Genomic DNA, 21,843 nt, shown 5'->3' with positions numbered 1-21,843 from the left:
TCCCGCGTTTGTCACCGTGATCCACGACGAGGCCGGGACTCCGCGCCGAGTGGACCTGCCGACGGCCGTCGTCACCGAGGACGGCGTGATCGGCTGACCGCCCGACACCGGCACCGGGCGAGACGCGGCCGAACCTTCACTGCCCCAGCCGGTCCTCGACCAGGTCGAACCAGTCGAGCACTGCGCGCTCGTACACGATCCCGAAGTCGAGGGTGGCCATCGCGAATCGGTTGGATCCGTGCACGGCGGCGTCACGCTCGTACTCGGCGAGCTGCCTCTGGTGGACCGCGCGGTGCGAGTCCAGCATCGCGGCCAATCGATCGGGCGGAAGGTGCGCGCCGAACGCGACGGTGAGAAGCAACGGATAGCGAATGTTCTCCTGGCCGGGTTCGCGCTCGATCCATTCCGCGAACGCCCGGCGCCCCTCGTCGGTGAGTGTGTAGGGCTTGCGTTCGCGGGCACCGCGCTCCCCTGCCTCGATCAAATCGGCACGCTCCATCGCCGCGAGTTCCCGGTACACCTGGCTGGTCGTGATCGACCAGAACTTGCCGATGCGTTCCTGCGCGGTCACCACCAGATCCCAACCGGTCTTGGACCCTTCGTGCAGGAAACCGAGGAGCGACGCTGCAGTGGCGTTGAGGGGGCGTTCATCCATCTCGCGGTCCTTCATTCGATCAGGGGTTGACATTCCACTGTGGCATATCGATCATGGTGACAGCGACATTCCACAGTGGAACGTCATCGCCGAGGAGGGTCCGATGCAGTACGCGGACAACATCCGGATATCCGATTCCGAACGTGAACAGGTCGTCGGTGAACTCGGGCGACACTTCACCGCCGGGCGGCTGACCATCGGGGAGTTCGATCAGCGGGTGGCAGAGGTCTATCGATCGACCACCCGGCAGCAGGCGCATCAGGTGTTACGCGACCTGCCGTCCGCAGCCCCGGCAGTTGCCACTGCCCCGGTCGCGACACAGCCCGACCGTCCCGCGCGTCGCCACATCCCGGGTCACCAGCAGATCGAGTGGCTCGCCTGGGCCGTCGCGGGCGGAATCAATATCGCGATCTGGGGCATCATCTCGCTCGCTACCGGCCTGATGATCTACTTCTGGCCGGTGTGGGTGATAGGCCCGTGGGGGTTGGTGCTACTGGGCCGGACCCTGCTCGGCCGCGAGAGCGGTTGCACCAGATTCACCGACGCGCTGCGCAACGACCGGATGAGAGCCGTCGCGAGTCGGTGAGCCGCCGACGACACCCGTGCCGCCCAGCCGAAGCACGTCACCCGGCGAAACGCGTGGTCCAGAGTCGGATCGTCTCGTCGGCGGCGCCGCGCTCCCTCAGCCACCCGTGAACGCCGCCCGGGTGCGCATCCCAGCGGGCGAGGACACCCTCGATCGCCTCGGGGACGGCACCGCGCACATCGCGGTCGTTGGGATGCGCGTGACCGAGTTCAGGGGCGAAACGGGTAATCCGCGCCAGGACGGCACCCATGTGTTCGTTGGTCGATTCGTAGTCGGCGACGATCTGCTCGGGTCCGACTCCGGCGGTGCGTAACAGCAGGGCCACAGCGACCCCGGTGCGGTCCTTGCCGGCCGCGCAGTGCAGCAGCACCGGGCCCGGCGCGGTGGCCGCCACCTGCAGGACGTCCACGAGCCGCTCCGCCGCATTCGCGAGGATGCCCTGGTAGATGTCGGCGAGCCTCGCCCCCTGATTCGGCGCGGTGACCTCGGCGTCGGACAGCAGGGAGATCCGGTGCACCGCCGTCTCTCGCGACCGCAGCGGGTGAGCCCGAGTCGCGAACTCGCGGGGGCTGCGCAGATCGACGACGGTGCGGGCGGGCCACTCGTCGACCGCCGTGGGACGGGCGTCGCCGGGTGCGGGCAGTGCGCTGCGATACAGCACACCGGACTGCGTCCGTCCGCCCCCGGCAAGCGGAAGTCCACCGAGGTCACGCAGATTGGGGAGTACGTCGAGGTCGGTCACGGTCATACGAGCTCCTTTCCGATATAGGAATATTCATCTATACAACTAGCCTAAACCACCTTGCCGGACAATCGGCAGGTGAATGCATCTGGCCTGCAAAGACGGGCATCATGCGCCGGCCCTGCCAACGACGGGTCCTCTAGACTTATGGAATGCCGAGCACAACGCCGACTGGTCGGGTGCCGCTCTACCGACAAGTGCAGGACGTCTTGTTGCAGCGACTCGACAGTGGCATGTTGCAGCCGGGAGACCGGTTGCCGCCCGAGACCGACCTCGCCGCCGAACTCCGCGTCAACCGGCTCACGGTGCGGCAGGCGATCGGCGAACTGACCCGGGCAGGGCGACTCGTCGCCAAGCAGGGGTCCGGCACGTTCGTCGCCCCGCCGCCCCGGCACTTCCCCATCGAACTCGCCGCCAGCTTCATCAACGATGCCGACGGTCTCAGCGAGGCGTTCAGGTCCGCGGGCCGAGAACTGACCGAGTCACTCGTCTCGAGCGAGATCGTCCTCGGCGGCAGTGCACCGCAGGTAGAGGCGTATCTACCGGGATGCCGGCTACGCCGCGTCGACACGGTGCTCGCGGTCGACGGTGAGCCGTGGTTCGCGAACTCGGTCTGGATGGACGACCGCCGCTTCGCCGATATCGACGGGCACCTGCGTGAGGGTGTCCCCCTGTACAGCGTGTGGCGCGACGCCTACGGCGTCCGACTGAAGGCGGCCTGGCGTTCATTCGCCGCGGGCACTGCCTCCCCACAGGTTGCGGCATTGCTCGAGGTGCCGGCGGGTGCAGCGGTCCTTCTCCGCGACGGTCTCAATCTGGACGCGGACGACGCCCCCACCGTGTACATCAACCGCGCGTGCCGCAGCGACCGGGTGCGGTTCGTCGCGAACTACGCCCCGACGAGCTGACCGGGTATGTCCGGAGCGCGGGGGGCGACCCTCGAGGCTTTGACCAGGCCAAACATTCCCGAGCGCCGATCGGGCTGGGGCTACGCGGACCAGAAATAGGTATACCCCCCGGTGATTCGGCCGATGTGTCACGCACCCCCGATAGGCGACGATGTGAGCTGTCTCACTCATAAGCACGGAGTCGCCCGATGGTCCGACGCCGCCACTGACGGAGGATGCCCGCACCGATGAACGCACAACCGATGACCTGCGGTGACTACGTCACGGCGACCTTCGCTCGCGACTTCGTCGCCGAGGGATTCGACCACGACACAGTCGAGCGCATCCACCGCGGACTGTTCGACGAGTGGACACACGCCCTCGCCCAATCAGGTCTGTTCAGCAACGGAACAGTCGCGGCCGCCCTGGACTCCTGGCAGGACGACCCGCACTCCCTCCTCAGCGCCCTGCTCGCCAACGCGGATGAAATCACTCTCAAGCGCTACGACCTCGTCTGGGAAGCACTGGAACGAAGCGCCCACGCCGGGGCTGCAGACGCCGTCGTCGAATACGCATGACCCGCCCGCCGGCGGCAATGTCACCGCGAAGTCCACCCCTGCCGGGCCCGAACGAACTACTGCACTGATCACACCACCCACACCGACGAACGAGACCATGACCACCAACACATATCCCACCATCGAAACCATCCGCACCGGGCAGTACGGTCACGAATGCCGCTACTGCGGGCACACCGTCGCGAAGGACGGTCCTGGCTACCGGCACACGACGACCGGGCAGTACCGCTGCGATCCCACCAGTCGAGCGCTGCAGGAAGCGCGACTGTCCGACAGCCTGGTTCGGAGTTGAGCACCATGAACGTGCACGCGATGCAGTTGCTCCCGCCGCGCGACGGCCTCGCCGATTACCGCGACACGGTCGATGCGCTGCACGCCCTCGAAACCCAGGGACCCCTGCGGGCCGACCCCCGCACGGCACTGCTGTTCGACACCCTCACCGACGACCTCATCGAGGCAGCTCAAACGAACGGCCTGGGCGACACGATCTCACAGCGCGACATCGTCGCCATGATCGATTTCGCGATCTCCCGCCCGCGCCCGTCACTCTGAATCGGCCGAGCCGGAAGCGCGCTGCCGGGCACTCCCGTTCGATACATGGTGCCCGGGTCGGGCGGATTCATGGGGCCCGGTCGGGCGGTGACGATCAACTCGATGCCGCTCCCCCGCCTGATGGTGTTGTAGATCGCGCAGGAGGCTGCGACGTCCTTGCCCTCCCGGGTGAAGTTTCGAGCCTCCGACCGCTGGACCGAGGTCACCACGTTTCAGGCTGCGAAATGCCGCCGTCACAGCGCCGCCACGTGACGGCTCAGCCCGCGATCGTCGGACTCATGAAGCCGTCGTCTTGGCCGGCCGGTTGCTGCCGAAGAGTTTTCGTGCCTGGTATCGCACCAGCCCGAGTCCCACGTCGATGACGTAGAAGCGGGCGGTCACGAGGAATTCCTGAAACTTGTTGCGGTTGACCGCATAGCTGAGGGAACGGACGAGTTCGGTATCGGTTTCGCCGAGTTCCGCCAGCCGCTCGAGGTTTTCGCGAGCGAACAGCTCACCGCCCTCCCCGGCGGCGTTCAAGTACATGCGGCGGACCGCCCTCGACGGGATCTCCCGGGGCAGGCTCGTGCACTGTCCGGATGCACCCACGATGTGGAGTCCGATCATCGTCCGCAGACACTTCTCGCACCTGCCGCAGTTGTATTTGCTCGCCAGATTCCACCAGCACACCCGTAGGTGGTTCATGGCGACCGCGGACTCCTTGATGCGGGCCAGTTTGGCAACACGGTCCGCTTCGATGCCGTCGTGCACGATCTCGACATCACTGCTCGACCACAGGGGGTCGAGGTCGGGATGCGTCCCGAGCGGGGCGAGCCGCGATTCGTCGTCGGACGCCGGAATGTAGACCTTGCGCAGGTGAGGGGACAACAGTAGCGAAACGTGGGCGAGGAAGGCGCCGTGCGCCTGACTCTGCCAGTGCGGTCCGTGCTTGGCGTGGAGTAGGCGAACGTTGGATCGGACCTCGATCAGTTCCTTTCCGAGTTCCGCCGCCATCGTCCGGGCCCGATCGACCGCCTCGTCCCACAGCACGTGGTTGTCGAGGCTGATATCCAGTCCGTGGATGATGATCAAGTGGGTGATCTCGTCGAGATGCTTCAGTGCGGTGTAGAAGGAGTCCACGCCACCGGAGAAGAAGCACCCGACCCCTCTTCGGTCCCGCTCCAGTGGGCTGGGTACCGCGGTCTCGGCCTGCGTGGAGGTGCGGTGAAGCATCTCGGGGAACCAGTCGAGCAGCACGTCCTGGGCGGCCAGGCTGCCCTCCAACGCAGCATTGTCGACGGCCGGGGTGATGGCGAGTTGCAACCCTTTTCGCATCGCCGTCACACGAAGCGTGGGCAGCCACGGGGTACCGGTGACATCGACAGTCACGTCGGACTCGGTCCACACGGTGAACGATTCGCCGTCGATCACCAGCTCCGCGGTGGAGCGGTACGTGTCGTCGACCGACACCGAAGCCTTCAGTTCCATTGCCGCACCTCAATGTAGGTATGCATTCGAGTTCCTCGTTCAGCTCTGTATGACTCTCGCAAGTTACCGCACCGTGTCGTCGTCGGCCGAGCAACCATCGGAGCGGGACCGGGGACGAAGGACGCCGGCGTCACCGAGCACCGGGCCCCGCAGCGGCGCCTACCTGCCTGACCAGGTCCCGGATCTCCTGCGCGACGAGATGGGGTTCGACCAGCGGAATGTAGTGATGACGGTTCTCCGAATAGACGTGCCGTCCGGACGGCGAGAGTTCCGCGGTTCGGCGGTGCGCGGCGCCGAGGAAATCGCGATCGCGATCCTTCTCGGGTGGGATCCTGTTCGACGAGATCGTGGTGAGCGAGACGTCGGGTATATGGGGGCCACTGTCGTGAAGCGCGGTGAAACTTTCGCGGAAGGCTCGCCACTCGGCCCGCGCCGCGCGGACGGAGTTCATCGTCGATCCCTCGTCGATCGCTTCCTGCAGCGCCGCACCCTGCAGGAAGCGGTAGTAGGACTTCCCCAGCAGCGGGCGAAGAAGTTTCAACCGAGCCAGAATCACCTGCGAACCGTACAGCACCGAAGCACCTCGCATGGCTGCCATCATCCGCTCGGGTTTGCAGATCTCCGACACTTCGTCGACCAGAGCGACGGCCTTGATCGTGTCCGGTCGACGATTCGCCGCCACGCGTACCACCGGGCCGCCGTAGCTGTGTCCCACAACGACGCAGGGGCGGTCGACGGTGGCGTCGAGGACGGCCAGGTGGTCGTCGAGTATCCGATCGAAATCGCGTCCGGCCTCGTCGGGGTCGCTGAGTCCGTGCCCCGCGCGGTCGTACACGATGGTGTGTGCAAACTCGGCAACCAGTGGTTGAACAAGCGACCAGGTCGATCGGCTCTTCCCCATTCCAGCCTCGAAGAACACCGACACCGACCCATCTCCGGCAGAGCAGTAATGCAACCGACGATCGGCGACGAGAACAAAGCTGGACTTACTGTCAACAGGCATGGTGGAACGGCCCTTCGGTCGGGCGCTGTGCGGCAGCGACGTGTCACGCCTCGAAATACACCGCTACGCGCCTATTTTCCTGCTCGGTGGTCTCTCGGAAGTTGGCACAGTTACCGATTCGAACTGATCCACCATACCGAGCATCGAAATTCGACTCGCCATCACCATCGGCAGTGATGACAGACGGAAGGGGCGGGGGCGGGAATCGATGGATCTCCAATACCTGAGGTCGGTTACCGAGCGAGCTCATGAACTGGAATCTTGCACTACGCCTTGAAAATTGGACTCGGACCTTCCGGCCAGCACACCGCACCCACCTGACCACCCTCGACGCGCAACCGCGCGAGCACGGGGTCGGTTTGCAGGTGCTCGAACAAGGCATCGAGGCTGCCACTGCCGAGGGTCGAACCGAGGTCCCGATGCCCGCTGCGACACTGCCACTCAAAACCATTGCTGTAATTGCCAACCCGTGGACCCCGTGGTCGACACAGCCTGTACCGTATGCGGCGACCGTCCGGTCCGCGCCGGAGTTTGATCTGCCTGAACACATCTGAGCGGGTCACGTTCGGAAAGATCGTCCCGGTACGGCACACTTCGACGGAAGCTGGTGGAATCAGGATTCGGTGGAGTGATGACTGGACACGCGCGTGCCTGGCATCATCACCGTGAAGAGAGGGCTCAAGGCATGGCCGTGCAAGCATCCATCGACCTCGTCGGGGTGAACGTCGTCAAGTCGGTGTTCTCCATCGATGGCAAACACTTCACCGTGCAGACATCGGCCAACGTTTCGCTGGATCGGAGCGGAACGCCATGGCTGCCCCCGGGAGTCGTGGTGGCGATGACGACCGAGCAGGACTTGGAGCTCGACGCCCCCGTCGATCCTGCCGCATTGTCCGGTGCCGAGCAGGCGCGTGACCTACTGCACTCGTGGTACCCGCAACTCCACACCCCGAGCGTCGTCGCGCCCGTCATGTCGACAAGCGATCGTGAGGGCGGCGGGGTCGGATGCTTCTTCAGTGGCGGCCTCGACGCCTTCTACTCCGTTCTGAAGAATCGAGCCGAGATCACGCATCTCATCCTGGTGCACGGATTCGACATCGATCCTCGTCGCCCGAAGCCGTACGAACGAATATCGGCAGGTGCGCGCGAAGTTGCTGCCGAGATGGGGGTAGAGCTGATCGAGATTCGTACCGACCTCCAGTTTCTCCACACCAGACACGGAAACAACTGGGGTAGCACCGCACATGGCGCTGCGCTCGCACATGTGGCGCTCCTTCTCTCACCCCACCTGCGCAAGGTGATCGTCGCCGCGTCCGGGTCCTACGACACGGGAAACATGACCCCGCACGGTAGTCATCCGGATCTCGATCCGCTGTGGTCGAGCGGAAGCCTCGAGATCGTTCAGGACGGTACGGAGGCCAACCGGATCGGCAAGGCCGAGGCCATCAAGGACAGCGATCTGGCGATGCGCCACCTGCGCGTGTGCAATCTGAACTGGGACGGCGACTACAACTGCGGGAAGTGCGAAAAGTGCATCCGCACAATGATCAACCTGTACATCGCCGGAGGACTGGAACGGTGTGAGACGCTTCCCCATACGATCCCGATCGAGAGAATGAACCGCATGCACGTCACGTCGGGGGCTTTCCCCTTCGCGAAGGAGAACCTCGACGCGATGCGCGCCCGGGGAATCCACGACGCCGAGCTGGAGGCCGCTCTGCAACGCATTCTCGACCGCACTCCCCGCGAGCAGCGAATGATGAAGTACCGGTGGTTGCTCCTGGAAGTTGCGCCGCGCGTGCCGCGCGTCTTGATCGGCCTCCTGGTTCAGCGTCTCCGGACAAGTCGCGCTGATCGATCTTCGCGCTCTGCGCAGCGTTGACCGTGCGCGAAGCAGCATGATCGCGCTGTCAGGAATACCCCGAGCAAGACGAGCCGCATCCCGAGACCATCACGCAGCTGATGGACGTCGTGCGACCGGACCCACCGCACCCGTCCACTACCATCCTTCGCAGATGGGACGCGCGGTCCGGGCGCCCGGTGAGACGAAGGATCGGCAATGACGAACGACCGCAGCGAGCCGCAATCCCGACCGAAGCCGAGCGGGCCGCGGCGACTGCCCTGGCTGGTTGCCGCCGCAGTGGCGGTGGTGGGCGTTGTCGCCGTCGGTGCGTACGTGCTGCCCGCCGGATCCGACGATGCCGGCGAAGCCCACGACTTCGCACCCAGCGCGGACAATCCCGACCCGTCACTGGCAATCGAGGGGATCGTCACCGTCGACTATGGGCCCGCCGATCATGTGCAGGCACCGCAACGAGTGGCCTACGACCAGAGTCCGCCGTTCGGTGGTGCACACGATCAGTACTGGGCTACGTGCACCGGAGTTGTCTATCCCGAAGCGATCCGCACCGAGAACGCCGTGCATTCCCTCGAGCACGGGGCCGTGTGGGTGACCTACGACCCGGATCGTGTGAGCGCCGACGACATCAGCGCACTGGCGGCGCACGTCGACGGCGAACCGTACACCCTGATGTCGCCGTACCCGGGTCTCGGTTCGGCGGTGTCGCTGCAGTCGTGGGGTCACCAACTCCGGCTCGACGATGTCCACGACCAGCGGATCGCCGACTTCCTCATAGCTCTGCGACAGAACCCGAACACGTACCCGGAGCCCGGAGCGACCTGCTCGACGGTGCCCGGCGGATTCGACCCCGCGGATCCGCCGCCGTTCGATCCGACCGAACCGGGTCCGGATGCGGTTCCGGTGAACGGCAAATAGCGCAGAAATTTTCTGCCGAGAATGTCGGCGATCGTGTCGATATCGCGCGTGCTCGTTCGACTCATTGACAGAAGCACAATGAGGAGGTGAGCGCGATGTTGTCGGCACATCTGTTGTCCGGTCTGACCAGTGACGAGGTCGATCTGATCGTTGCGGAGGAACTGCATCTGCTCGATGCCACCGCATGAGCGGCAGCATCCGGCTCGGCGCGCGTTACCGTCAGTCGCTCGGGAGGATATCTGCGTCGAGTGTGGCGGCGATCCGGTCTCCGATCGAGCGGTAGTCGACGTCGGTCACGAAACGGTGCACCGGCCCCCGTGCCGGAGTGACACCCCAGATGCTCGACCGCCCGTCCATCCGACGCACCCGGGGTTGGGCGTCGGTGGCGGACAGCACGACCGTCGGGTCGAGCATCACAGCGGCGGCGACGGAATCGTGTGCGGTGTAGATCGGGTCCTCGGCGCCGTAGCTGCTGGTGCAGTGCCGGTGGTAGTCGTCTGTGATGTCGCGGACGAAGGCCGCGACCTTCCCGGGGGCGGAGCGAGCGACCAGGTCGGCCCAGGCCAGTCGGAGTCGGCCGGTGACGTTCATTCCGACCCACGTGATCGGCCCCGACGCCGCCGAGACGATCGCGGCCGCGGCCGGATCGTGGTTGGTGTTCGTGTCGCCTTTGCCGAGGAACTGCGGTTGCACCGCCGCCTCGGCGGTTCTCCGCGACGCTGGTCCCATGCCGCCCATGATGATCACGGACCGGAACCGCGTCAGGATCAGTGGGTCGAGGGTGACGGCGGCAGCAATGTTGGCCAACGGTCCCAGGCACAACAGGTCCACCGTCCCCGGCCGTTCTCGCGCGACACGGAGAAGTTGCTCGACGGCGGAACCGGATGCCGGACCGATGCCCGGCGGTGGTCGATGGCCGCGGTCGCCGAGTCCGTCGAGCCCGTGCGCGGACGGCATTGCGGGCGGTGGCCCGGGACGAGGCCGTCCGATGCACACCGGGACGTCTTGGAGACCGGCGACGGACAGGACGGTGAGAGCGTTCGACGCGGCCTGCTGTTCGGTGCAGTTGCCGAATATGCTTCCGACACCCACCATCTCGGCACCGGGATCGTGCGCAATGAAGAGCAGGGCGAGGGCATCGTCGACGCCTGTGTCGCTGTCGACGAGTACGAGGCGATCCGTCACTGCCCGTCCCGCCGCTCATGATCCCCGATCGGATCGGGATCGAATGCACTCGCGCGCAGTGTAACCGAGTCAGTCGCGCTCGCCGCGGAAAGTCGTTTCAGTAACTGAACGTGACCGCCCCTTCGTCACCGATCCATTTCCACATCGGAACCGTCCCGGCGAGTTCGGCATTGGATACCAGCGCGTCCTTGTCGAGGTGCTTGGCCTCGAAGCAGATCGGACACACCATGTACGTGCCGCCCGCGCTCTCGAATCGTGCAGCCAGATCGGGAAGTGGCGGGCAACCCTCGCAGGCGACGCCCTGGATCGTGCCGTCGAGCGCGATCCGTACCGCTTCCTTCGTGAGAAACATCAGCGTCTGGCGCTGTTGTTCTGCCGCGCCGACCGCGACCAGAAACGCAACCGTCACCTTCTCGGCGTCCTCGAGACCGGTGGTGAGACTGACCACTGCTTTATTAGTCATGGATCCGAGTCTTCGCCGCGCGACAACTGCCGACAAGGGCCCGAGAGGACAGTATCGCGCCTAATCTGAGGAGGTGTTCGAACAGCGTCCGTTACAGCGGATTTCGATGCGGCGGAATGGTGACGGTAGGGTCGCCGTTTCCCTCGACGTCGGCCGAAGCGACGCCACCAGCGCAAACGCCACCGAGCATGCCGGGATTCACCCGCATCTGCTGACCTGGATCGGAGCCGAGCCCCGTCAGCAGGCGCGGATCCGTCACCGGGGAACGACCGCATTGTTCACACTGATACCGGACGCCGGTGTAGCGGGGATCGACACCGTGCGGGTAACGGAACGTGGATGCCGTCGGATCGGCGCCGAACCCGGACAGGCGGTGGTTCTCGACCTTCGGTGTATCGCCCCCACGATGTCCGAGGCCGAGGCCGAAGTCCAGGGTGAATTCATCGAACGACTCGAAGACGACGGGCACCATCAGCGCCTCGTAGTGCTCGCGCCGCACGGCGGCGCCATCGAAAGCCACACGGATCGGCAGGCCGAGCAGGTTTACGCGTCACTCGGATCGCACGATTCGACGCTGTGGGCGTGCAAAGGGTGGCGACCGGCAGGCAACGCATATCGGGCATGGCACATTTCCTCGGGCGATCTGAGCGTGCACAGCTTCCCTCTTCTGGGCTCCCTGGGTGCACGGCGATTCCGATGGGCGGTGTCATTCCACGGCTACAGAGGCCCCGACGTCCTCATCGGAGGCCGTGCACCCGCACTGCTCAAGTCGGATGTCCGCAACGCAGTCGCGAGGGCACTTCACGGCAGCGGAGTCCGGGTTCGTATAGCCGATCCCGGGGAACGCTACAGCGGCGAATCCGCGTCCAACCTGGTCAACCGCCTGACCGTCGACGCTGCGGGCGGAATCCAGATCGAACAGTCCCGACACCCGCGGAAGCTGTACGGAGATGCTGTCGCTGCCGCTGTCAGCGAGGTCTGCAAGTCTTGGATCGCCGCCGACGCCCGTCGGTGATCGCGCCTGCGTTCGCCGACGTCAACCGTGGGATCTCACGTGCCCGGCGCCCAGCACGGCCCATCCGGGGGCGGCGTGTGCTCGTAGCCCGGATAGCACGGCAGCACTTGCGGAGCGGGCGCCGGCGAGGGGGCGGGCGCAGGTGCCGGTGCCGGTGCCGGTGCCGGTGCCGGTACCGGCGGCGAGCCGGGCGGGAGACACGGTCCGTCCGGAGGCGGGGTGTGCTCGTAACCGGGGTAGCAGGGCAGTACCTGCGGAGCGGGCGCCGGTGCCGGTGCCGGTGCCGGTGCGGGCGCAGGTGCGGGTGCGGGTGCGGGTGCGGGTGCGGGTGCGGGTGCCGGTGCGGGTGCCGGCAGTACCAGCGGTGATTGGGGCGCCGGAGTTGCCGATGGCGGGACCTCGTCCTGGACTGGAGCCTCCGCAGCCGGGGGCACCTGCTCGGCGGCCGTCGGGTTCGTCGCGGCGGTGGGTGACGTGGCGGGTGCCGGCTCGGCCGCGCTGGAGGCCGGCACAGGCAGCACGACATCGGGCGAGGACGATTGCGAACCGATGATCACGCCCCCGACGATCGCGACGACGCTGATCGCGGCGACTGCAAGCCCTGCGAGCAGGAGACGGCGGTTGCGGTCGTTCGGAGGGACCGCGGGACTGGGGTCCGCGGCAGGTTGCGGACCTGTCGCCGCGGCACGAGCAGCAGCCGCGGCCAGGTCGCTCGGTGACCGATAGCGCCGCCCGGGATCGGCTGCCGTTGCGCGTGCGATCACGGCTTGCATGCCGACGGGCAGCGTCGAGAACTTCGACGACGGCAACTCCCGGCCGTTCGACGCGAACTGCCCGCCGGTGAGGCACTCGTACAACACGGTGCTCAGGCCGGGAACTCCCCCCACTGCGCCCGGGGCTGTGGGAAGCCCGACATCCGTGAGCTGGACCAGCCCCCCGTCCTGCACGACGACGTGTGCCGACGTCACTTCCCGATCGACCAGCCCCGCGGCGTGCACGGCCTCCAGCGCCGACGCCATCTGCTCGACCACGCCGACCGCACGCGAGGCCTCCATCGGTCCGCCCGACTGGAGGATCGTCCGCAGGTTCGTCCCCCCGGTCATCGGAGTTGCGAGGTAGAGCCGGTTCCCGATCTGCCCGAAGTCGTGGATCGGAACCACGTGCGGGTTCCGGATGTGCGCCGCAACACCGGCGTCGCGTACGAATCGTTCGCTGTATTCGTCGTCCTCGGCCGCGTCCCGCGGCAACGCCCGCACCGCGACGTGCCGAGCGGTGACGGTGTCGAATGCCGCCCACACCTCGCCGTTCTCGTCCACCGACAGCGACCGGTCCAGCCGGTATCTGCCGAATAGCGCTCCACTTTGCATTGCCACTCTCCGCCGATCGAAATTGCCGCGTCTGCGGGACTGTGCACCTGGGACGGGCGACGCATCGGAGAGGCGCCCGCCTCCACCGGAATTCTAGGCGGTGGCGGCCGACGGCTCTCGGTGGAGACGATCAGGGCACGTCGAAGGTGCCGAAGCCCGGAAGCAGCGCCTGTGGATACTCGGCCGGGGCCACCGTGCCGACGACGATTCTCCCGCTGCCGGTGGCCACATCGATCTCGGGGCGAGGCAAATCGGTCGACCCGGCGGTTCCGATCGGGATCGTGGCCGCGCCGGTCGCCCCGGTGTTCACGTTCAGCCAGTGCACCCGCACAGCATTCGCCCGCATGGCGTTGCCCGGTCCGGGAATGCACGTGTCCGCACTGATGGGATTCAACACGTAACACTCGCTCACGGTGCGAAACCGCACGACTCCGGGAACCCGACCCGTGACTGCGTCGACGGTGAAGTAGGCGGCGAGAACCGGGCTCGTCCCGATGGGTGGGACCTGCAGAGTCGTCACGCTGTCCGACGCATCCGCAGGCGCCGCGACGGCAACCCCCTGCCCGCCCGCCGTGATCATTGCTGCGATACCGATTGCGGCGAGAATCTTTCCTGCCCCACGCATCCGCACTCCCCCTACCTGCGCCGAGCCGTTCAGTGTGAAGGGCCCTTCCCGCATCCTAGGGGCCGCACGAGTGTCGCCGGATCGGAAGTTGCCGGATCGTCAGGCATGGACGCCGGCGCGGTCGAGTTGAGAGACGCGCTGCGGGCTCAGGTCGAGGATGACCCCGATGTCACGCACCGAGAGACCCGATCGCCGCAGATGCGCCACCGCGGCCCGCGAGGCCCGCGCTGCGCACTCCTGTGCGTGGGCGGCGGACTCGACCTGCCAGTGGGCGGCTCGGGCCTCCATGAGCGCCGCCGAATCTCCGATTTCGTAGTCCAGTTCCACCTCGACGTCCTCGGCCCGCACACCCTGGACCAGATGCACGGCCTCCGCCACGATGGCGGACACCTGATCGAGCCGCCTCGCCCGGGTGAGCTCGCCTTCGACTCCCGGAACCTCCACCACCCACGATCCGCCGCGACGGGTGGCCGTCGCCGTCACCTTCATCACGAACCTCCCGGCTCGTAGCCTGTGTGAGAATTCGCCCTCCCGACCACAAGTCTAGTCCCCCTCTACTGCGCACAACGGCACGCACGGAAGACATTCAGGGTGCGCAATTGCCGGACGACAACCCGTCGCTTTCACCAGAAATCGAGTGCGTGCGCGGTCGCGGTGGACTCGGCGTGTGTCGGCCGGAGTGCACCACCGATGGCGTAGACGGTGTGCCCGACCGTCGCGACGGACATCCCGTGAGCTCCGGTGGGCATGGGCGGCAACGCCGACCAGGTCCCCGAGGCGATGTCGTACGCCTCCACCGTGGACAGCACGCGGGTCGGCTGTTCACCACCAACTGCGACGATGCGGCCGTCGATGAACGCTGCCCCCAGTCCACCCCGAGGCGTGGGCATGCCGGGTAACGTCGCCCACGCTCCGGTAGCCGGATCGAACCGTTCGACCGCAGCGGTGTTCTGATCCGACGCCAGATCGCGCCCACCGATCGCGTAGAAGTACTGTCCGTCCGACACTCCGGCCAGATGCTCCCGTGGCGTCGGCATGTCCGCGACGGTCGTCCACTTCGTTCCGTCGAACACCTCGGTCGACGTCACCAACTCGCCATCCGCCTGTCCCCCGGTGACCACGAGCGTGTCGCCCACCACGGCCGCGGCACCGGCGGCCCGCGGGACGTTCAGCGGTGGCAGGTCCACCCAGTCGCCGTCCCGCAACGCCAGCACCCGGTCCGACGTCGTACCGGTGAGGTTCGGCCCTTCCGGCACCCAGCCTCCGAGGACCACCAACTCGCCGCCGTACTCGACGGCCATCGCATGATTGAGCGGGACCGGAAGGTCGGGGCCTGCTTTCCAGGTGTCGATGGCCGGGTCGTTGCCCTCGACCTTCGGGGTCGACCCCGCGTTGTCGAGGCCCCCGAGCACCCAGATGGTCCCGTCCGGGCCGGCCGGCGCGGGCGGGGGGGGGGGGCGGGGCGCCGGCCCCACCCCGCGCCCCCAGAGGCACCCGTCCGCGACGGCCGTCGCGGTCTGCTGGCGGGCAATCGGCGCGTCCCGCAGCGGACGCCACGCCGGTGCCCATTGGGTTTTGCGTGGTGCGATCTGCAGCGCCTCGGACACCGCTGTCGATTCGGCGTGAGTGGGTTTGATGCCGCCGCCGACCGCGTACACCGTGTCGCCGACCGCGCCGACCGCCATCCCATGCCGAGGCGTGCGCAGAGCGGGCAGTTGCGACCACGTCCCTGCGACCACGTCGTAGGCCTCGACCGTGGACAGCACCCGGGTCGGTTCTTCACCGCCGACTGCGACGATGCGGCCGTCGACGAACGTCGCCCCGAGCCCGCCGCGGGTGGTGGGCATGCCGGGCAGCGTCGCCCACGTCCCCGCAGCCGGATCGTACCGTTCGACCGCAGCGGTGTTCTGATCCGATGCCAGGTCACGCCCACCGATCGCGTAGAAGTATTTCCCGTCCGACACCCCGGCCAGATGCTCACGAGGCGTCGGCATGTTCGGGACCGTCGTCCACTTCGTTCCGTCGAACACCTCGGTCGACGCCACCAGTGCGCCGTCCGACTGTCCCCCGGCGACCACGAGCGTGTCGCCCACCACGGCCGCGGCACCGGCGGCCCGCGGGACGTTCAGCGGTGGCAGGTCGACCCACCGCCCGTCGCGCATGGCCATCACCCGAGCGGACGCGACCGCTGTCAGGTTCTGGCCTTTCGCCTGCCAACCACCGATCACTACGGGCTCGTCGTTGTAGGTGACGGCCATCGCGTGATTGAGCGGGACGGGGAGGTCGGGGCCGGCCTTCCAGGTGTCGATGGCCGGGTCGTAGCCCTCCTGCCGGGCGGAGACGCCGTTGTCGTCCAGTCCTCCGAAGACCCAGAGAGTCCCGTCCGCGACCGTCGTCGCCGTCTGCTGGCGGGCGACTCGGGCGTCGCCGACCGGTCGCCACGCCGCGGTCGGGTCGGCTGCCGGCGGCTCACCCGCTTTCTGGGCGGTCGGTCCCGCGGCGCCCGGTCCGATTGCCTCCCTGTACACCAGGTAACCACCACCGGCCAGCACCATCGTCACCACGAGTGCGAGCACGGTCAGGATTCCACGCCGGCGGGTGCGGGCCTGCCGACCGCTGTCCGGCACCCCCGGCGGCCAGGGCGGCGGACCCGTCGGCGGCCATAACCGCCCCGAGGGGTGCGAGGGGTGCGAGGGGTGCGAGGGGTGCGAGGGGTGCGACTCCGGCTGGATCTGCTCGGTCGGGGCGAAGAAGCGACGCTGACCGTCCGAATCCTCGAACCGAATCTGGCGGTAGCCGCCGGCATCCGCCGCCGACGGATGTGCCTCGGCCGGCTGGGCGGGCTCCAGCGGTGCCAGCGCCATGGCGTCCGAACGCAACCCGATGTGCCGCTGGGCGGCTTGGAGTTCGTGTCCGAACTCCTCGGCGGAGGCCGGCCGAGCGAACGGATTCGTCGCCATCGCCCTCTCGATGACGGCGCACACCCCGTCCGGGATACCTCGAGCGCGCAGGTCCGGCACCGTTTGGGTACTGATCCTCACGAATTGCGCCACGAGTTCCTCACCGGTCTTCCGCTCGAACGCCGCCCGCCCCGCGATCAGCGAAAAGATCGTGGCGCCCAGACCGTAGACGTCCGAACGCGCGGTCGGTGATTCGCCGTTGAGGACTTCCGGCGCGGTGAACGCCAGTGACCCGGTGAACCCGCCGGTGGCGGTTTCGTAACCGCCGGCGATGTGCGCAATACCGAAATCGGTCAACTGTGGCTCGCCGTAGTCGGTGAGCAGGATGTTCGCGGGTTTGATGTCGCGATGGAGGGTGCCGGTGCGGTGCGCCGTCTCCAGGGCACCCGACAATTTCACCCCGATGCTGATCGCCTCCGGCCAGGGCAACGGACCTTCCCGTCGTATCTGCACCGCCAGCGAGTCGCGCGGGTGGTAGTGCATCACGATGTACGGACGCCCGGTCTCGGTCACGCCGACCTGCAGGATGTTGACGATGTTCGGGTGGCCGGAGAGCCCACCCATCGCGTACCCCTCCCGCAGGAAACGCTCGCGGTTCTCGGAGTCGAGGTCCGACGTCAGGACCTTGATTGCGACCATCCGACCGAGCGAACGCTGCAGGCAGCGGTACACGACACCGAACCCACCCCGGCCGACCTCCTCGGCACCCGCGAACCCGGCAGCGTCCAACTCTGCCACGATGCCGTGGCCGGCTGCGCGGATCGACGCCGCCTGGGTCGCGTCTGGGTCGAAATCTGCCATCGAGCGCCTCGGTTCCGTCCGATATCCGCGCCGGCGCGTTCACCGCCACAGACGCGAATATCCTTCTGCCACAAGGGCGAAACGCGGATTCCACTCGCCGGACATCGACGGGAGCCGCCCTGTCCAGCAAGTATTCGACGCACCCCGCAGCACGTCAAGATGACAGTTTCCCCACCCCAGGGTGCCTAGCGGTGGCCACGATTTCGTGTCGTGTCGGCAGCACGGCACCGATCGGGGCCCGTTGCCCCACTGGAAGGTGCCGTCGTAGAACTAGCAGGTGCCGTCGTAGAGCGCGTACCCGCCCGCTCCCGCAGCCTTCGCACGATACATCGCCGAATCCGCCCGCCGAACGAGCTCTTCACGAGTGCACTCCGGGTCGGACAGTGCAACACCGATACTGGCACTGATCGGCCACTCGAGCGAGCGCGACCGATGCAGGTCGGCGAAGCTACCGGCAATCCGGGCGGCGATCGCGACCGCCTCCGGCGCGCCCGCGACGTGCTCACAGACGACCACGAATTCGTCACCGCCGAGGCGGGCAACGGTATCGCCCGGGCGTACCGCCGACCGCAGATGCCTGGCGAGCACGATGAGCGCGTCGTCGCCGACCGCGTGACCGAGGCTGTCATTGACAGTCTTGAAGTCGTCGAGATCCACCAGCAGCAGCGCCACGCGCGGGCCACCCCGCGGCGCCGCGTCCAGGGCCTCGTCGAGCCGGCGGCGAGCCAGCGTGCGGTTCGGCAGTCCCGTCAGCGGGTCGTGCAAGCTCTGGTGCACCAGCGCGGCCTCGGCCTCGATACGGCGGATCGCCGCGGAGAGCACGGCTGTCACCGAACGCAAGAAGGTCAGGTCCCGCTCGGTGTAGTCACGGGGACGACGACTGTGCGCCGTCAACACACCCCACACCGCTTCGGAGCCGAACGGAACGCACACCCCGCTCTGCAACCCGCGCCCGCTCATCCCCGCCGTGGAGAACCGGGATTCGTGGACCCGATCGCTGCACACGATCACCGCCCCTGTGGCAGCGGCGTACCCGGGCTGCGATCCAGGCCCCGGCGAGAACGTCTTCGGACCGGGCTCGGGACCGCGGTAGGCGAGCACCGTGAGTTCGCCGTCGTCGGCCACCCGCGCGATCGACGAACAGTGCACCCCCATCAGCGCGGCCGCCGCCCCGGCCGCCGCCGTGAGCAGTTCGTCGAGGTCTGCGCCGACGGCGAGTTGGCTCAGGTCAGCGATCGCCTGCTGCTCCCGGGCCCGGTACGCGGACTCCCCCAGTGCGCGCTGCAGGCGTTGCTCGTCGTGTTCGGCGCCGCGGCGATCCTGGGCGATCGACCCGATCACCGACGGCCCGGTCGCCGTGTATTCGAGCACGAACGTCGAAATCAGCATCGGGATCGGCTCACCCGTGACGAAATGGCGAAACTCGGTCAACCCGGTCCACTCTCCCCGATCGGCCAGAGCCGACTCCACGTCACGCGCCTGCACGAGGCCGACGTCGGTGAACAGCTCCGCGGTCGTCCTCGAGTACGCATGCACGGCATCACCGAATCCGAGGACGCCGACACCCGCGGGATTGACGTACACGATCCGACCGGACACGAATTCGGACACGAACACCAACGCCGGACTGTGTTCGAGGACCGCGAGCAGCATCCGCGAATCCGGCAGCGATTCCATGGACACTCCCTCCGCTGCGAACCTTCCGTCCTGCACCCGCCTCGACCTCCATCCACGATAAGCGTTCCCGGAAGTGACGCCTCGGGCGTCGTGACGCCATTGTGCCGCGCCTGCCGTCTCGAGTCGCGTCCCACGCGCGCGGGCGTGGGACGTTGATTCCGCCTCGATGTAGGGGCACCATCGTGGGCATGCGCAGAGCGCGTTGGCCGGCATTCGCGCCGCCGACAGCCAGTGGGACCGCAGTGCACGGTCCCACCATTCTCGCGTCCGGAACTCACCTCACCCTCGACCTCCTCGGCATTGTCGCGTTCTCGTCGGGTATCCACGTCCGTCTCGCGTTGACCGCCACGGGGCGGACCGCCGAACGGGCACATCACGAGACACGGGTGCTGTCCGATCCGGCGGATCCCGACACCCAGTGGTCGTACCTCTCGGTGCTGCTGCAGTTGGGGTCTGTCGTGGGCGTTGCCGACCCCTATCTGCCACGGTCCGGCTCACCCCGGAAATGGGGTGGAGTGCCCGCCTACCGCACGGAGCCGAACTACTGGCTCGGCACGTGCACGCGCCCGCACGACATCATGATCTCGGCGGGGTGGCCGGAGATCGGCCTGGGTCCGACCTGTCTGACTGCACTCCTGGAACCGAGCCCGTCGACCGTCACCTCCGACTGACGCAAGGTCCAAACTCACCCATTCGTAGTGGTTGCGGCTAGCGTCGGAACCTCGGTCTGCAGACCGGCGTGGCTGCGACGGTGCTCGTGAAGTCCACCGAGGTGCTGCTCGGCGTCGACTGACGGACTAGTGCGCCGAGATCGGGAGGGAATCGGATGCGTTCACCACCTCGAAGGGCATCTCGATACGGGCAGCCGTCCCCGAACGTGGTCCCGGGCGGACGGAGAAGCTGCCCCCGGCCGCGACGACGCGGAGTTCGTGCGACGTCAGTCCGATGTGCCCTCGGCTGAGACTGCGGTCGATCGCCTCACGGGAGATGCCGCACCCGTCATCGGTGACGTCGAGGACCGCATGCTCACCGGTCCGCGACAGCTCGACCCGCACGGTGCGGGCTCCCGCGTGCTTGACCACGTTGCTGAGCAATTCACGTGCCGCGCTGAACAGCACGTCGTCGGCCGACGTGCGCAAGTCGTCGTCCCATTCCGCCGTCTGGAGATCCACGTCGAAACCGCCACGCGCCTGGGCGGACCGGACGATGTCGCCGAGAGCGCGGGCAAGTCCGACGCGGTCGAGCACCGTGGGATGGAGTTCCGAGACGGTGGCCCTCAGCAGCGACGCGGATTCGGTGAGTGCGTGGGTGATGCGGTCGACGGCCTCCGGATCGGCGTCGCCGGAGAGGTCGTCGAGATCCATCTTCGCGGCCAGGACGAATTGCAGCGCCCCGTCGTGGAGTTGCTCGGACAACGCGCGTCGTTCGCGCTGCTCGAGACCCATCAACTCCGCGAGCAGAGCGGTGCGGTCGTGGACGAGATGACCGATGGTGAGCACCCTGGATCGTTGAATTCTACTGAGCACAACTGCGCCCGCCGAGAGGATGGCGAGTGCCATCGTGCTGAGCAGGATCGACGACCACGGTTCCTCGTTGGACGCCATCGTGGCCCAACTGGCGGCGAGGAACACCAGCACCGTGGGCACGACCACGGAGGCGCAGACACCCGGGCGAAGCTGAGTGCACGCCAGTAACGGGATCACGAACAGTCCGTTGGTCAAGATGTCTGCGGTCCAACTCTGTTGTGCCGCAATTCCGGTCAGTAACGTGAGGCTACCGATGACCGCGAGGTCCACGAACAGCGCGAGCCACATCGCGTTGACCGGGCCGGGACCGCCTCGACGGGTCCACAGCGCGAGCCCGACGGTCCAGAACGCGTAGCCGGTCAGGGTCGCCAGGCAGACATTCGCGTCGTTCACGGGAGGGACGAACACCAGCGTCAACGCAATGAAGAGCACCAGCACACCACGAAGCGCGAGTTGCAGGTACGCGCCGCGATACGCGTGCTCGAGGACGATGCGTTCGAGATCCGGGCTTCCGCCGAGATCCGCGGGCACTACCGATGACTCAGCCATGGAACGGCCTCCTCGGCCGGGCGACTCCGACAGGAAGATCCGGGCACGTCAACTGCTGGACCTGCGACAATGCCCCAGCATTCTAGCATCGCAGGATGGGGATCCGCGGGATCGGCGGACCACGTCCGCTCGCCCCACCAGCGGTGTTCGGGGCCGATCCGTCGATGCGAGACGACACTCCCGCATTCGTGGGAACATCTCAGGCGATCGGTCCCGGAGACCGAACGGAAAGGGGTGTCACGCATGACCAGGATTCGGCGGCGGTCCGCGGTGGCCTTGGCCTCGATCGCCGGTGCCTCGTCTCTTCTTCTCGCGGCCTGCGCCCAGGATGCGTCGTCGACCGACGGCACCGAGTCCGTCGCACCGAGCGCCGCCGGCGAGACACCGACAGCCGAGCCGGCGGTCAACGGCGTCGATGCGAAGCAGTAC

At 67.1% G+C, this 21,843-nt stretch carries 23 protein-coding genes and 1 pseudogene; 11 read left to right on the top strand and 13 right to left on the bottom strand.

Features of this window, described 5'->3' with window-relative positions; translation table 11 throughout:
* Window positions 1–136: 136 nt before the first annotated feature.
* A complete protein-coding gene (locus ACFTZB_RS24925; protein ID WP_378435051.1) occupies window positions 137–655 on the bottom strand; it encodes a PadR family transcriptional regulator in 519 nt (172 codons plus the stop codon).
* A gap of 103 nt (window positions 656–758) precedes the next feature.
* On the opposite strand from ACFTZB_RS24925, the gene ACFTZB_RS24920 reads away from it, so the two are divergent.
* Complete coding sequence (locus ACFTZB_RS24920; RefSeq protein ID WP_378435049.1) at window positions 759–1,241, top strand: DUF1707 domain-containing protein; 483 nt, start codon at window positions 759–761, stop codon at window positions 1,239–1,241.
* A gap of 37 nt (window positions 1,242–1,278) precedes the next feature.
* Here ACFTZB_RS24920 and ACFTZB_RS24915 read toward each other — a convergent pair whose 3' ends face one another.
* A complete protein-coding gene (locus ACFTZB_RS24915; RefSeq protein ID WP_378435047.1) occupies window positions 1,279–1,989 on the bottom strand; it encodes a tyrosine-protein phosphatase in 711 nt (236 codons plus the stop codon).
* A 146-nt stretch (window positions 1,990–2,135) separates the two neighbouring features.
* Between ACFTZB_RS24915 and ACFTZB_RS24910 the strand changes: the two genes are divergently transcribed.
* The 4 genes from ACFTZB_RS24910 (at window position 2,136) to ACFTZB_RS24895 (ending at window position 4,000) form a co-directional block, all read left to right on the top strand.
* Window positions 2,136–2,891, top strand: coding sequence for a GntR family transcriptional regulator (locus tag ACFTZB_RS24910; protein WP_378435045.1), 756 nt, complete (start codon window positions 2,136–2,138; stop codon window positions 2,889–2,891).
* A gap of 227 nt (window positions 2,892–3,118) precedes the next feature.
* The gene (locus ACFTZB_RS24905) at window positions 3,119–3,448 is read left to right on the top strand and encodes a hypothetical protein (protein ID WP_378435043.1); all 330 of its coding nucleotides are present in this window, start codon (window positions 3,119–3,121) and stop codon (window positions 3,446–3,448) included.
* A 97-nt stretch (window positions 3,449–3,545) separates the two neighbouring features.
* The gene (locus ACFTZB_RS24900; RefSeq protein ID WP_378435041.1) at window positions 3,546–3,740 is read left to right on the top strand and encodes a hypothetical protein; all 195 of its coding nucleotides are present in this window, start codon (window positions 3,546–3,548) and stop codon (window positions 3,738–3,740) included.
* 5 nt (window positions 3,741–3,745) lie between these two features.
* Complete coding sequence (locus ACFTZB_RS24895; RefSeq protein WP_378435039.1) at window positions 3,746–4,000, top strand: hypothetical protein; 255 nt, start codon at window positions 3,746–3,748, stop codon at window positions 3,998–4,000.
* A 276-nt stretch (window positions 4,001–4,276) separates the two neighbouring features.
* Here the strand turns inward: ACFTZB_RS24895 and ACFTZB_RS24890 are convergent, their stop codons facing one another.
* Window positions 4,277–5,467 (bottom strand): hypothetical protein, encoded by a 1,191-nt coding sequence (locus ACFTZB_RS24890; RefSeq protein WP_378435037.1) that lies wholly within the window; start codon window positions 5,465–5,467, stop codon window positions 4,277–4,279.
* Window positions 5,468–5,597: 130 nt separating this feature from the next.
* On the bottom strand, window positions 5,598–6,368 hold the full coding sequence (locus ACFTZB_RS24885) for an alpha/beta fold hydrolase (protein WP_378435035.1): 771 nt from the start codon (window positions 6,366–6,368) through the stop codon (window positions 5,598–5,600).
* Window positions 6,369–6,718: 350 nt separating this feature from the next.
* Between ACFTZB_RS24885 and ACFTZB_RS24880 the strand changes: the two genes are divergently transcribed.
* From ACFTZB_RS24880 to ACFTZB_RS24870, 3 genes are all read left to right on the top strand, one after another.
* Window positions 6,719–7,024, top strand: a complete 306-nt coding sequence (locus ACFTZB_RS24880; protein WP_378435033.1) for a hypothetical protein — start codon at window positions 6,719–6,721, stop codon at window positions 7,022–7,024.
* A gap of 131 nt (window positions 7,025–7,155) precedes the next feature.
* Window positions 7,156–8,352, top strand: a complete 1,197-nt coding sequence (locus ACFTZB_RS24875) for a hypothetical protein (protein WP_378435032.1) — start codon at window positions 7,156–7,158, stop codon at window positions 8,350–8,352.
* Window positions 8,353–8,529: 177 nt separating this feature from the next.
* Window positions 8,530–9,246: a DUF3105 domain-containing protein gene (locus ACFTZB_RS24870; protein WP_378435030.1), complete on the top strand. Its 717-nt coding sequence runs from the start codon at window positions 8,530–8,532 to the stop codon at window positions 9,244–9,246.
* 219 nt (window positions 9,247–9,465) lie between these two features.
* On the opposite strand, the gene ACFTZB_RS24865 is transcribed toward ACFTZB_RS24870, so the two are convergent.
* The 3 genes from ACFTZB_RS24865 to ACFTZB_RS24855 all read right to left on the bottom strand — a co-directional run bounded on the left by ACFTZB_RS24865 (window position 9,466) and on the right by ACFTZB_RS24855 (window position 11,414).
* Entirely contained in the window at window positions 9,466–10,431 is a 966-nt protein-coding gene (locus ACFTZB_RS24865) for a nucleoside hydrolase (protein ID WP_378435028.1), read from the bottom strand.
* Between the two features lie 97 nt (window positions 10,432–10,528).
* Window positions 10,529–10,894 carry a peroxiredoxin gene (locus tag ACFTZB_RS24860; protein ID WP_378435026.1) on the bottom strand — a complete coding sequence of 122 codons (366 nt, stop codon included), beginning with the start codon at window positions 10,892–10,894 and terminating at the stop codon, window positions 10,529–10,531.
* Between the two features lie 91 nt (window positions 10,895–10,985).
* Complete coding sequence (locus tag ACFTZB_RS24855) at window positions 10,986–11,414, bottom strand: hypothetical protein (protein WP_378435055.1); 429 nt, start codon at window positions 11,412–11,414, stop codon at window positions 10,986–10,988.
* Here ACFTZB_RS24855 and ACFTZB_RS24850 point away from each other — a divergent pair.
* On the top strand, window positions 11,301–11,909 hold the full coding sequence (locus ACFTZB_RS24850) for a poly-gamma-glutamate hydrolase family protein (protein WP_378435053.1): 609 nt from the start codon (window positions 11,301–11,303) through the stop codon (window positions 11,907–11,909). The genes ACFTZB_RS24855 and ACFTZB_RS24850 overlap by 114 nt on opposite strands.
* 35 nt (window positions 11,910–11,944) lie before the next feature.
* On the opposite strand, the gene ACFTZB_RS24845 is transcribed toward ACFTZB_RS24850, so the two are convergent.
* The 5 genes from ACFTZB_RS24845 to ACFTZB_RS24825 form a co-directional block, all read right to left on the bottom strand.
* Complete coding sequence (locus ACFTZB_RS24845) at window positions 11,945–13,276, bottom strand: serine/threonine-protein kinase (protein ID WP_378435024.1); 1,332 nt, start codon at window positions 13,274–13,276, stop codon at window positions 11,945–11,947.
* A 130-nt stretch (window positions 13,277–13,406) separates the two neighbouring features.
* Window positions 13,407–13,901, bottom strand: a complete 495-nt coding sequence (locus tag ACFTZB_RS24840) for a hypothetical protein (RefSeq protein ID WP_378435022.1) — start codon at window positions 13,899–13,901, stop codon at window positions 13,407–13,409.
* A gap of 99 nt (window positions 13,902–14,000) precedes the next feature.
* On the bottom strand, window positions 14,001–14,390 hold the full coding sequence (locus ACFTZB_RS24835; protein ID WP_378435020.1) for a hypothetical protein: 390 nt from the start codon (window positions 14,388–14,390) through the stop codon (window positions 14,001–14,003).
* A 134-nt stretch (window positions 14,391–14,524) separates the two neighbouring features.
* The gene (locus ACFTZB_RS24830) at window positions 14,525–17,662 is read right to left on the bottom strand and encodes a kelch repeat-containing protein (protein ID WP_378435018.1); all 3,138 of its coding nucleotides are present in this window, start codon (window positions 17,660–17,662) and stop codon (window positions 14,525–14,527) included.
* 270 nt (window positions 17,663–17,932) lie between these two features.
* Entirely contained in the window at window positions 17,933–19,339 is a 1,407-nt protein-coding gene (locus ACFTZB_RS24825) for a diguanylate cyclase domain-containing protein (protein WP_378435015.1), read from the bottom strand.
* A gap of 188 nt (window positions 19,340–19,527) precedes the next feature.
* On the opposite strand from ACFTZB_RS24825, the gene ACFTZB_RS24820 reads away from it, so the two are divergent.
* A complete protein-coding gene (locus ACFTZB_RS24820) occupies window positions 19,528–20,010 on the top strand; it encodes a hypothetical protein (RefSeq protein WP_192581970.1) in 483 nt (160 codons plus the stop codon).
* Between the two features lie 126 nt (window positions 20,011–20,136).
* Here the strand turns inward: ACFTZB_RS24820 and ACFTZB_RS24815 are convergent, their stop codons facing one another.
* Window positions 20,137–21,414 carry a sensor histidine kinase gene (locus ACFTZB_RS24815; protein WP_378435013.1) on the bottom strand — a complete coding sequence of 426 codons (1,278 nt, stop codon included), beginning with the start codon at window positions 21,412–21,414 and terminating at the stop codon, window positions 20,137–20,139.
* Window positions 21,415–21,657: 243 nt separating this feature from the next.
* On the opposite strand from ACFTZB_RS24815, the pseudogene ACFTZB_RS24810 reads away from it, so the two are divergent.
* A pseudogene (locus tag ACFTZB_RS24810) lies at window positions 21,658–21,843 on the top strand (hypothetical protein); the annotation flags it as partial.

This window comes from Rhodococcus sp. NPDC057014, assembly GCF_042673295.1.
Classification (GTDB): Bacteria; Actinomycetota; Actinomycetes; order Mycobacteriales; family Mycobacteriaceae; genus Rhodococcus_F.
This window is presented reverse-complemented; position numbering and strand designations above follow the sequence as displayed.